The following is an 11,162-nucleotide window of genomic DNA, read 5'->3' on the forward strand; positions in this document are numbered from 1 at the left end:
TTGTCGAAATGAAGAAGTACCTTTTGAAACAATGGGCCGGTATTTCATTTATTCATTGGCTCATAGGACTTCCCTTAGGGATGTATCTCGCAACCTATCCGCTTGCCCAATGGTTTTTCTATAAGCTGGCGATCGCGCTCTGGGTTTTCTTATCTGGCTTGATTCTCAGCTTCTGGACGATTTACTTACTAAGTTGGGCTCTTCCTGCCTTTGCCAGAGCTATCATGCAGTTGCGAATTTCGGTGTTTAAAACGATTCATCGCTTAGGACAAGCAACGACGCTGCTAATTCTGCTCATAGGGGCTGTCAGGCTACTACCAGGTGTATGGACAGAGGGAGATTTTTTTCATTTACCAGATCGTTCTCTTTTCTGGATTATGCAAGCGATCGCGATTGCTCAGGGTCTACACCATTTCTTTTATAAATTCACGTCGGGCAGTTCATCTCGCCTGGATGGGCTCCTGGATCAAATCGAGCGGGGTAAACCGATTGATTGGCAATCTCCTGTGGGTGGTTCAATTGGGGTTGAACTACGCCGCTTGCATCGTTTCAGATCCACATCAGCTTATAAGGTGCAACCATGACAACAACATCCATGTCTAAATCGGCTCAAATTGGCGGAACGGTTCAAACATTCCAGTGGCAATGGCAGAATCAGACTTTTGCGATCGCCTACGAGACACGGGGTAGTGGCACTCCAGTTTTGCTCCTGCCCGCCTTTAGCACCGTTTCCACTCGTGGTGAAATGCAGGGGATTGCCGAACAATTAGCCCCACACTTTCAAGTGGTGGCAATGGATTGGTTAGGATTTGGACAAAGCGATCGCCCGTCATTGGACTATCGACCAGCCCTCTACCGTCAACTCCTTCAGGATTTTGTTCGCGCCCACTTCCAGCAACCGAGCGCCGTTTTCGCTGCCGGACATGCCGCTGGATATGCGATGCAAGCCGCTCAACAGCCCAACCTTGTCTCAAAACTGGTATTGGTGGCTCCGACCTGGAAGGGACCATTATGCGCGATGGGCGCGCCAACACCTGTGCGGGATGGGGTGCGGGAACTGGTGCGATCGCCCGGTCTGGGGCAATTCCTTTACGGGTTGAATACGACTTCCGGTTTTCTCAAATTTATGTATCGTCGCCATGTGTTTGTGAATGAAGCACGGCTTACCCCAGACTTTATAGAAGCCAAGCACCAGATTACCCAGCAACCGGGGGCACGGTTCGCCCCAGCCGCCTTTGTGACGGGAACCCTCGACCCGATGGCTGATCGAGACGAGTTTTTGACCGTGGGGCGATCGCTCACAATGCCCACTTTAGTTGTGATAGGCGAACAATCACCCCCGCAATCGAAAGCTGAAATGGCAGCCCTGGCAGCATTACCCAACACCCAATCTGTTCGGCTGTCGGGAACATTGGGTATGCATGAGGAAGAGGCGAGTGAAGTGGCAGCGATCGCATTACCGTTCCTACGGGCTTAATTTCCAGCATCAAACTCAGAACCAGGGAATGGAGTCGAAGAAACGCCCCATTTGCTGGAGAGTGCTAAACACGCCGACAATTCCTCCCAGCACCCCAAACGCAACGAGGGCAAAGATCTGAGTTGTCGTAACGTCTGAAAGATAATACCAAACATAGGAAAGGGGGACTAGAGCCAGGAAGCAGCCAATGACAGCACCCCAGAAGAATCTGATCACTCTATCAGTTAGCTTGTTGGCTGGCGGGTCGGATTGTGTAGGTGGCATTAGAAATTACCGCATCAATGAGTTGTCGGAATTCTGACACACCTCCTCACCTGCTAACGTTCGGTTTCCTCAACCCAAAACTGCCAGAATTCCGCCTCAGCCCAAAACACTTGTTGAATCCCAGCTTTTATCTATAATTTGAGAATGATTATCGTTCTTTTAGTAAAGAGGTGTGACTGATGGTAGCTGCCGATATTCCAAGTTCTGTCCCTGTAACTGTCCTCACGGGTTATTTGGGTGCCGGAAAGACGACACTTCTCAACCGCATCCTCACCCATGAACATGGCAAGAAGGTCGCTGTCATCATTAACGAATTTGGCGAGGTCGGCATCGACAATCAGTTGGTGATTGACGCTGACGAAGAAATCTTTGAGATGAATAACGGCTGCATCTGCTGTACGGTACGGGGCGACTTAATTCGCATCATTGGCAATCTGATGAAGCGGCGCAACAAGTTTGACCATCTCGTAATTGAAACGACTGGGTTGGCAGATCCTGCCCCTGTAATCCAGACCTTCTTTATGGACGAAGACGTGCGCTCTCAAACCAGTCTGGATGCCGTTGTCACCGTTGTGGATGCCAAACATATCCACCAGCACTGGGATGCCGATGAAGCGATCGAACAACTGGCATTTGCCGATGTAATTCTGCTCAATAAAACCGACCTGGTAACGCCTGCTGAATTGGATGAATTAGAGCAACGCATCCGCTCGATGAATGCAATGGCAAAAATCTACCGCACCCAAGACGCTCAAGTGGAAATGGAGAGCATCCTGGGAGTCGGAGCGTTCGATCTCAGTCGCGCCCTGGAAGTTGACCCCAATTTCTTAGGCGAGGATGCTCACGAACATGATGAGACTGTGGGATCTGTAGCGCTTGTCGAATCTGGTGCGATCGATGGTGAAAAATTGAACATTTGGCTGGGTGACCTGTTACGCAATCAGGGATCCGATATTTTTCGGATGAAGGGCATTCTCAACATTGAGGGCGAAGACAATCGCTTTGTGTTCCAGGGGGTTCACATGTTGTTTGATGGCAGAGCCGAGCGCCCCTGGAAACCCAACGAAACCCGCAAGAATGAACTGGTCTTCATCGGTCGCAATTTGAATGAGGCACAGCTAAAAGAAGGCTTCCGGGCGTGTCTGGCATGAAAACAAAAGCACAACTGGAATTTCAACAAACCTGGCGAGGCAGTTTGTCAGATTATGTCACCGCGATCGCCTGGTCGCCCAATGGTCGCTCTTTAGCGGCTTGTTCAGTGGCTGGAGAAGTGGTGTTGATTAGTCTGCCAGGTTTCCAATCCACCCTTCTCCAGAGTGAAACGGGTTACTCTGTCGATTGCCTTGCGTTTTCCCATGATGGACAGTTTTTAGCGATCGGGGGGCAAGATGGGCAGGTCAAGATCTGGTCGGTTCAATCGGGTGCAGCAGAACTCATCACCACGTTAGACAACAAATCCGTTTGGGTCGATCGCCTGTGCTGGAGTCCCACGACTCATGAGCTTGCTTCTAGCCTGGGCAAATATGTTCAAGTTTGGGATGCCGATATTCAGGACGTTGTGACGACACTTAACTTCGAGGCTTCAACCGTCCTAGATCTAGATTGGCGCAGGGATGGCAAGTACCTTGCTTTAGCAGGTTATCAGGGGGCAAGAGTTTGGAATGCAAACGATTGGGATGCAGAAGCAGAGGCGTTAGATGTCCCTTCGGCAACAGTGGCGATCGCCTGGTCGCCCGATAATCAGTTCATCGCTGAAGGAAATCTCGATAGCACCCTCAGCGTTAACGAGTGGGGCAATCCGGCACCCTGGGTAATGCGGGGCTTTCCGGGTAAAGTACGGCAACTGGCATGGTCTGAGGTTCCGACTAATATTGGTGTGCCGATGCTGGCATCCTGTAGTGGAGCCGCTGTGGTTGTTTGGGAGCGCGACCGCGATGAGCGCGTGGGTTGGGCAAGTCGGGTTCTGGGCAATCACCAAGGAGTGGTGCGGGCGATCGCCTTTCAACCCGGTTCACTCCTGTTGGCATCGGCAGCCGAGGATGGTTGGGTTGCCCTTTGGCATCGGGGCACACGACTGATTCAATCGCTTACAGGTGTGTCCAACGGCTTCTCCTGCCTCACTTGGCACCCGCAGGGACATCAATTAGCGGCGGGTGGTCTGGATGGCGAGTTGCTGATCTGGTCACAGGCTCTCCGAGGTCAAGGGTTTGGTAGACGATAAGTCCCTTACCCATCAGACTCATCTAAATGCTCAACTACAGCCTGATAGAAACTAAAAACGTGATCATCCTGCAAGCGGTAAAACACATGCCGCCCTTGCTTGCGAGAACTCACCAGGCGAATCGTTCGTAAGGTTCTTAATTGATGGGATACGGCTGATTCATTCATGCCCACAGCCATTGCCAGATCGCCTACACACATCTCTTGTTCCGCCAGAATAGACAGAATTCGTAGCCGATTGGGATCAGCGAGAAAGCCCAGAAACTCTGCCATTCGTTGAGCTTTCTCGCTGCTCAAAGGAACCTGTTGCAACGGTTGTATCGAGGCAACAGAACGGTCATGGGGAAGATTGCAACAAAGGTCTTCCCCATCGTCAGAAATTTTAGAAGTACGCTCAGCAGGCAGATCGGGCATTTTGGAAAGGGTTTAGCGATATTCAGGAATGGCAACCGCAGCCCGTATGACCGCAACCTGATGATCCTTGAGGGTGTCCATTTGCACAAGCCTCACCGCAATAGGCTTTTTCATCTTTCATTACCGCATCGCTCAGATTCACGATACAGAGGCAATCTGGACAGGCGCATTTCATTTGAGTCACTGTAGTCATGGAAATTTTCCAAATCAAGCTTTCTATTTATCTTAATACCTGAACAGTAATTCAGATATTGGATTACCGAAAATCTTTACGATTGGAGAAGTTGCTCCATATTGCGTGTTTTTTGATGACAGTCTTAGGAACCAAGGCTAGATTGGATGGCTAAGTACTGGCAGGGAAACAATTTACAGCCAAACTCGGTAGAGTCTACAACTGACCATTACTCCATTTCTGTTGCTGTAGGATCTCCCTCCGATCGCCCCTTGCTGCCAACGGGGTGCTCCTGTGCCCGTTGCACTAAAGCCGAGGAACTTCTGCAAGGGCAATTTCCTGCTTTCTAAGCAGATGTTAAGTTGTTAGATAGCAGTGGCAATCGGGTTTCGCAATTAAAGATTCTGCGAGCGAATTTAGTGCGGTCGCTGCCAGTAGCCCGCCACCCAGCGCCCCCTCGATCGTGATGAAGGGCACACCCGATCGCATCAGTTGGCGTTTAGCAATGGGGGCATGGCTGAACCCGATCGGCATCCCAATTACCAGGGCAGGTTGAATAGTTTGCTGCCGAATTGCCTGACACATGGTTAGCAAAACGGAGGGCGCATAGCCAAGAATCAAAATGCATCCCTCTGGATACTGACTGAGCCGATCCTTCCAAGTCTCTTGCTGCCAAAATGCCTGCTCTGCCTCTGAGGCAGTCGTGATATGAGGGTCATCAATGAGAGTTGTTACTTCACATCCCAGATGACGTAAACGAGTGTGATCCAGGGCTGCTGCTACCATTGGCACATCTACAACAATCGAGCAGCCTGTCTTTAGAGCTTCCCTGCTAGCAGCGATCGCCCCTTTCCCCACTCGGACAAACGGCACCAGACTCACATCTCCACATGCCAGCACCAACTGGGAGAGCAGATCCACTTCAATCTCAGAACGATTGCTCAAGTCCGGCAACAACCACTGCAACGATTCCTGAAACGATTCAGGGTGAGCATGAACGTCGGCATCCAGTTCATCCCACAATTCCTCAAAGCCGCTCAACTGCATTTGAGTTTGTACCTCTAGCTGTTTCAAGCGTGCCAGCACCTCTGCCTGAGTTGTCTGACAGGAGCGATCGCGTCCCAACAATCGTTCCAGGGCAGATGCCGTTTGTCGGAGTTGAGCGATTTGCCCGACCACCGCTTGATACTGCTGCTGTAGCTGAGACAATAGGGATTCTGGCGCATCATGGCTGCCATCTGTTTCCAGCAACTTCTGGATATGAGCCAGTTGAAACCCTTGCTGCTTCAAGGCAACAATGCGCTTCAGGCGTTGCACATCCGATTCATCATAGAGCCGATAGTTTCCGGGCGAGCGGGCAGGTTGCGGTAGCAAACCTAACTGGTGGTAGTGCCGCACCATCCGAGGGGTAATCCTGCCTCCAACGGCATCGGTAAGTTCTTTGATCGTCAGTGCCTGCATCATTTGCATCAGAAAAGAGCCTACAACCTTGACATTAACATTAATGTCAAGGTTTAGCCTGAAAGCAGGTGTTTTTGATTCTGCCCATGCTTTACCCTGCTCGTCTGACTCGATTTGCCACCAACCATCCAGATGCCCTGGCAGCATTGCTTTGTGGAGTGCTTGTGCTGCTGGGTTGGAGTGCTTTGCAGTTCAGTTGGCTGGGGTTGGCGTTGTTTCTCCTTCCTGCTGCCTATATCATTGGCGGATTTGAAAGTGCCCGTGAAGGGTTGACCACATTACTCCAGGAAAAAGAACTGGATGTGGATCTGTTGATGATTGTGGCAGCCCTCGGAGCGGCATTTTTGGGACTGTGGCGGCGGGAGTACTACCTGATTGTGGATGGAGCCATTCTGATCCTGATTTTCGCCATCAGTGGGGCGTTGGAAGGCTACGCTATGCAACGGACTGAGCGGAGCATCCGGGGATTGATGAACTTGACGACAGATACTGCACGAGTGGTCGTGGACGGACAAGAACGAACTGTACCAATCTCAGATTTACGGGTGGGCGATCGCATCCGAGTCAGACCAGGCGAACTGATTCCCACCGATGCTGTGATTGTGGCGGGAGAAACTGCTCTCAATGAAGCCGCAATTACTGGAGAATCACTTCCGGTTGAAAAGACGATCGGGGATGAAGTTTTTGCTGGCACGTTAAATGGCTATGGAGCCTTACTGCTGAAGGTGCATCAACCACCCGAAAGCAGCTTACTGCAACGGATTATTCGCGTTGTGGAGCAGGCACAGACCGAAAAGCCAAAATCACAGCAATTCGTTGAACGCTTTGAGCGCGGCTATGCTCGTATTGTTGTTTTGGTGGGAATTCTGCTGGCAATTCTGCCCCCGTTCCTCTGGGGATGGAGTTGGGAAACAACCATCTACCGCGCACTCATCTTTCTCGTCGTTGCGTCGCCTTGTGCGCTGGTTGCTGCCATTATGCCCACACTGCTATCCGGCATTGCCAATGGAGCGCGACAGGGCATTTTATTCAAAAGTGGTGCCCAGTTGGAATTGATCGGAAAGGTCAGGGCGATCGCCTTCGACAAAACGGGAACGTTGACCACCGGAAAACCCCAAGTCTACAAAGTCATTGCAGCCAAAGGATACACGGAAGCCGATGTGGTAAACCTTGCGGCTGCACTAGAAGCCTATTCAGAACATCCCGTTGGACAGGCAATTTGTCAGTGCGCAACTAGCGTTTCGCCTACAAAATGTATGTCTGTGACCTCCGTTCAAGCGCAACCAGGGCAAGGAATTACAGGCTTGAAGGAACTTGTCCCCGTTTATGTGGGGAAAGCGACGTTTGTGCAATCGAGTGTGCAGACTGTACCAGCGCATTTGCTGACAAACACCCGTCAACTAGAACAAGAGGGCAAAACGGTGGTTTGGGTGGCGGAAGCCGATAACGTGCTGGGGTTGATTGCGATCGCTGATACCCTTCGACCCGAAGCAACGGCTGCGATCGCCCAACTCAAACGGATGGGAATTGAAGCGATCGTCATGCTCACAGGTGACAATCAACAAACAGCAAATAGTGTGGCGCGATCGATTGGAATTGAACAGGTTTATGCAGAATTGCTACCAGAGGAGAAGCTTCAGATTATTCAACAACTCCAGCAGCAATATCAAACCGTTGTAATGGTTGGAGATGGCATTAATGACGCACCTGCACTGGCTCAAGCCACCGTTGGTATCGCAATGGGAGCCGCCGGAAGTGATGTCGCACTAGAAACCGCAGACATCGTTTTGATGACCGATCGCCTGGAAAAAATTGCAACTGCCATTCGCCTAGGGCAACGTTCTCAAACCGTTGTTAGACAAAACATTGCGTTTGCACTCAGTTTTATTTTGCTCCTGATCATTGCTAATTTCATTGGTAGCGTCACACTACCTCTTGGGGTAATCGGGCATGAAGGATCAACGGTCTTAGTGATCTTGAGCGGCTTGCGACTTTTGCGGAACTAAAATAAACGATCCAGTTGAATCAAGCCGCAGAGCATCACAATGATTGCTTACAGCACAAAGTAAATCAACTAAACTAAGAGCGAAACTTCAGCGTAGCGATCGCCATCTCCTTATCCTTCTCCGGCACATCGATATACCGCTGCAACGCCGATAGGCTCTTGTGTCCAGAGTCGACTGAATATGCTTAATCGCCACTCGTTGTTACAGAACGAAGAGCAACGGCTGTGATTCCCCCTCGCAAAGATGCCGTCATTTAGCAGCACGGCAACTGCAAGGCTCTGCCTCATCCTAGAGATGAGAATCTGCGCTACATCCGCAAGCATGTGCGCAAGAAGAGGAAGCGAGATTACGGCTATCATCGTCGCTCATTAGCAGAAACGACGATGTTTCGGTTCAAGGTGATCTTTGGAGGTCATCTCACAACTCGTACGTTTGACAATCAAGCTGCCGAATTATTCATCAAGTGTGCTGCTCTCAATCACATGGTCCAAATAGCTAAGCCGGATAGCTATGCAGTCACGGCTTCATCTCAACCGGATTTAAGATAGATTTATCTTGGTTCTCAACCATGCAACAAAGCCCTTGAAAAGTCTAATTCCTCACCCGACCATTGCACAGTGACAAGCTCCTTCTTGAGCTTTGGTAGATCTTTTTCTGGCTTTAGTAGCTGGGATTGTCGCGTAGTGCAGGAATGTGGCATACCAATGGACAGGCATTAGTCGGTGAGCGGTTCATTTCCCACCAGTCGAATCTGTCCCCCAATTGACGGTTGTACCAGTATTGACAAAAATGTTGTGTTGACTTTTTGTGGGCAAGTAGCGCTGTTTCTGGTGAGGGGGGCAATGGAATATCTTGTGTAACTACGAACAAGATTTTTATTACGCTACACAAGAAATTGTCTTGATTCTGAATTGTCGGTATGCACTCACAGATGCTCGATATAACTCAAAAGATCTGCTTCAGCTTTAAACCACTCCCCAGCTAATCTGATTTCGTGAAATTGTTGGTGCAGTGATTGTTCTAATTTGTGAGTGTTTTCGCTTCCTTCAGTTTGTATTGGCTTGATGAGTTTTAGCTTGGCTGGACTGGATGTTTGGAGTGTCATGAAGCTCACCCCCACTCACGTCAGCAGGTGGGATGAGCTTCATACAGTTCAATCGGATTATCGGATTCTGGTGAGCCGTAGCAATCGCCGTCCACCGGCTCAACTTTATGTGTTCAAGGTGGGGCAGGAGATTCCTCAGTTTTCTGTACCGTTAGCGAAAGGGGATGAGGAGCCTGTTTTAGAGTTGCAGGCAGTGTTGCAGCAAATTTACAAACGGGGGCGATATTATTTGGCGGTGAACTACACCCAACCTCCTCAACTACCGTTATCTGAGGCAGATATGACCTGGGCGAACGAGCTATTGCAGCAGGTTGGGGTAAGGTCATAAGAACCATGCACTCCATGATCTACCTATGCGATCTCTTGTATTTGTTTGGGCATGCTCAGCTCAGAGGCATGCAAACACACGCCTGAAACCCTGCATTGAATGGTTGCCATGACCACTTTTGTCGCCCTAGATTTTGAGACTGCCGATCATGGAAGAGATAGTGCCTGTGCGATCGGGCTAGTGCGGGTTCAGGATTGGCAGATAACTGAGCGGTCTTACTATTTGATCTGTCCTCCTCGACCTCAAATGCGGTTCACCCACATTCACGGCATTCGGTGGCAGGATGTCGCTGAACAGCCCTCGTTTGGCGAGCTGTGGGAGACTATTGCACCCATCCTGGAGGGAGCCGATTTTCTGGCAGCCCATAACGCCTCCTTTGATAAAGGTGTTCTGCATGCCTGTTGTGATGCTTTTGGGATCGCTCGTCCCCCCCACTCTTTCGTCTGTACGGTTCAGCTTGCCCGAAAAACTTGGAACCTTCGCCCAACCAAATTACCCGATGTTTGCCAATTTCTGGGAATTTCTCTGGAGCACCACCAAGCCTTGTCGGATGCAGAAGCGTGCGCCAGGATTGTGATTGCCGCGAATCCAGTTTAGGCAGGAAAAAAGCCAGCGAACTCCCAAGATTCTATTCTCTAAACATTTGCTAAATGGTGGTTGCTGTCGCTTGGGGGGTTGAGCGATCGCCCTTCTGATTTGGAGCTGCTCTTTGGGGTTTCCTGTTCCTCCTCCGTGCATGAATGTGGAGATTTCCTGGGGGATGATGACATAATAAAACTCAGGAACTTCGCCGAGATCAGGTGAGATGGTGTCATGGTTTCACTGACGTTGCCACTCGTGCTGGAGATGAGAGAGGTTCATCTCACCGATGAGCAGTTCTACCAACTTTGCCGCAGTAACCCTGACCTATCCCTTGAACGCAGTGCTAAGGGAGCTTTGATTGTTATGTCTCCTATTGGTGGAGAGGGCGGTAGCTATGAGATGGATCTGGGTGGCGAACTGTACCTGTGGAATAAACAATCTGTCCGGGGGAAGGTGTTCAGTTCATCCACCCTGTTCAAATTGCCCAATGGCGGCGTTGGCGAAGCCAGCTCATCGAGCTTTCGCTCCCCCGATGCGGCATGGGTTGAGCTATCTCGCTGGCAAGCCCTCACTCCCGAACAAAGACGTAACTTCCCTCCCATTGCCCCTGACTTTGTAATAGAGTTGTGCTCTCCTACAGATGATCTAGAACTACTGCAAGCGAAGATGCAAGAATATATAGATGCCGGAGTTCGATTGGGCTGGATGTTGAATCCCCAAGACCAACAAGTCGAGATTTACCGCCAAGGGCAACCCAAAGAGGTGCGTCAGTTGCCGACCGAACTCTCGGGTGGAGACGTTCTGCCTGGTTTTGTCTTACCCGTACCTCGCTTTGAGGTCTGATTGCCGTTTTACAACCTGGGTTTCGGTTGTTCCCATTCCCGTCGAGAGTCAGACCAGAACATGACGGCTCCACACTGACAGCTGAGGAAATACTTTTTCTTAAGAGTAAGCTTAGGAACCTTGACCATTTTCTGCTGACAGCGGGGGCAGGAGGTGCGCGATCGCGATCGCCCTTCTGGTTTGGAGGCTGCTGTTTTCGGTTTCCTGCTAGACAGCCTGGGCTTCTTTTCAGTTGGGAAACTGGCAACTGGTACCGCACTGCGATAGCGTGGGATCACCTTCTGAGCGGT

13 protein-coding genes and 1 pseudogene are annotated in these 11,162 nt (G+C 50.5%); 9 read left to right on the forward strand and 5 right to left on the reverse strand.

Annotated elements, in window-relative coordinates; all coding sequences use genetic code 11:
• Window positions 1–8: 8 nt before the first annotated feature.
• From ACQ4M4_RS26940 to ACQ4M4_RS26955, 4 genes are all read left to right on the forward strand, one after another.
• A complete protein-coding gene (locus ACQ4M4_RS26940) occupies window positions 9–584 on the forward strand; it encodes a hypothetical protein (protein WP_430687576.1) in 576 nt (191 codons plus the stop codon).
• Window positions 581–1,477, forward strand: a complete 897-nt coding sequence (locus ACQ4M4_RS26945; protein WP_430687577.1) for an alpha/beta fold hydrolase — start codon at window positions 581–583, stop codon at window positions 1,475–1,477. Before ACQ4M4_RS26940 ends, ACQ4M4_RS26945 begins: the two co-directional genes overlap by 4 nt.
• A gap of 443 nt (window positions 1,478–1,920) precedes the next feature.
• Window positions 1,921–2,892, forward strand: coding sequence for a CobW family GTP-binding protein (locus ACQ4M4_RS26950; RefSeq protein ID WP_430687578.1), 972 nt, complete (start codon window positions 1,921–1,923; stop codon window positions 2,890–2,892).
• A complete protein-coding gene (locus tag ACQ4M4_RS26955) occupies window positions 2,889–3,962 on the forward strand; it encodes a WD40 repeat domain-containing protein (protein ID WP_430687579.1) in 1,074 nt (357 codons plus the stop codon). Before ACQ4M4_RS26950 ends, ACQ4M4_RS26955 begins: the two co-directional genes overlap by 4 nt.
• A gap of 5 nt (window positions 3,963–3,967) precedes the next feature.
• Here ACQ4M4_RS26955 and ACQ4M4_RS26960 read toward each other — a convergent pair whose 3' ends face one another.
• The 3 genes from ACQ4M4_RS26960 to ACQ4M4_RS26970 form a co-directional block, all read right to left on the reverse strand.
• Window positions 3,968–4,234: an ArsR/SmtB family transcription factor gene (locus ACQ4M4_RS26960; protein ID WP_430687580.1), complete on the reverse strand. Its 267-nt coding sequence runs from the start codon at window positions 4,232–4,234 to the stop codon at window positions 3,968–3,970.
• 163 nt (window positions 4,235–4,397) lie between these two features.
• The gene (locus tag ACQ4M4_RS26965) at window positions 4,398–4,568 is read right to left on the reverse strand and encodes a metallothionein (protein WP_430687581.1); all 171 of its coding nucleotides are present in this window, start codon (window positions 4,566–4,568) and stop codon (window positions 4,398–4,400) included.
• A 336-nt stretch (window positions 4,569–4,904) separates the two neighbouring features.
• Complete coding sequence (locus ACQ4M4_RS26970; protein WP_430687582.1) at window positions 4,905–6,017, reverse strand: precorrin-8X methylmutase; 1,113 nt, start codon at window positions 6,015–6,017, stop codon at window positions 4,905–4,907.
• A gap of 77 nt (window positions 6,018–6,094) precedes the next feature.
• Between ACQ4M4_RS26970 and ACQ4M4_RS26975 the strand changes: the two genes are divergently transcribed.
• Both ACQ4M4_RS26975 and ACQ4M4_RS26980 read left to right on the forward strand, forming a co-directional pair.
• Window positions 6,095–8,014 (forward strand): heavy metal translocating P-type ATPase, encoded by a 1,920-nt coding sequence (locus tag ACQ4M4_RS26975; RefSeq protein ID WP_430687583.1) that lies wholly within the window; start codon window positions 6,095–6,097, stop codon window positions 8,012–8,014.
• Between the two features lie 338 nt (window positions 8,015–8,352).
• Window positions 8,353–8,562: pseudogene (locus tag ACQ4M4_RS26980) on the forward strand (IS5/IS1182 family transposase); the annotation flags it as partial.
• Between the two features lie 377 nt (window positions 8,563–8,939).
• Here the strand turns inward: ACQ4M4_RS26980 and ACQ4M4_RS26985 are convergent.
• Window positions 8,940–9,119 carry a GIY-YIG nuclease family protein gene (locus ACQ4M4_RS26985; RefSeq protein WP_430687584.1) on the reverse strand — a complete coding sequence of 60 codons (180 nt, stop codon included), beginning with the start codon at window positions 9,117–9,119 and terminating at the stop codon, window positions 8,940–8,942.
• Between ACQ4M4_RS26985 and ACQ4M4_RS26990 the strand changes: the two genes are divergently transcribed.
• The 3 genes from ACQ4M4_RS26990 to ACQ4M4_RS27000 all read left to right on the forward strand — a co-directional run bounded on the left by ACQ4M4_RS26990 (window position 9,079) and on the right by ACQ4M4_RS27000 (window position 10,872).
• Window positions 9,079–9,447, forward strand: a complete 369-nt coding sequence (locus ACQ4M4_RS26990) for a DUF4058 family protein (RefSeq protein WP_430687585.1) — start codon at window positions 9,079–9,081, stop codon at window positions 9,445–9,447. The two genes, ACQ4M4_RS26985 and ACQ4M4_RS26990, sit on opposite strands and share 41 nt — an antisense overlap.
• Before the next feature lie 108 nt (window positions 9,448–9,555).
• A complete protein-coding gene (locus ACQ4M4_RS26995) occupies window positions 9,556–10,044 on the forward strand; it encodes a 3'-5' exonuclease (protein WP_430687586.1) in 489 nt (162 codons plus the stop codon).
• A gap of 216 nt (window positions 10,045–10,260) precedes the next feature.
• On the forward strand, window positions 10,261–10,872 hold the full coding sequence (locus tag ACQ4M4_RS27000) for a Uma2 family endonuclease (protein ID WP_430687587.1): 612 nt from the start codon (window positions 10,261–10,263) through the stop codon (window positions 10,870–10,872).
• Window positions 10,873–10,880: 8 nt separating this feature from the next.
• Here the strand turns inward: ACQ4M4_RS27000 and ACQ4M4_RS27005 are convergent.
• The coding region (locus ACQ4M4_RS27005; protein ID WP_430687588.1) for a hypothetical protein at window positions 10,881–11,162 on the reverse strand (282 nt) is incomplete at its 5' end.

The organism is Leptolyngbya sp. AN02str (assembly GCF_050565595.1).
Taxonomy (GTDB): Bacteria; Cyanobacteriota; Cyanobacteriia; order Elainellales; family Elainellaceae; genus Kaiparowitsia.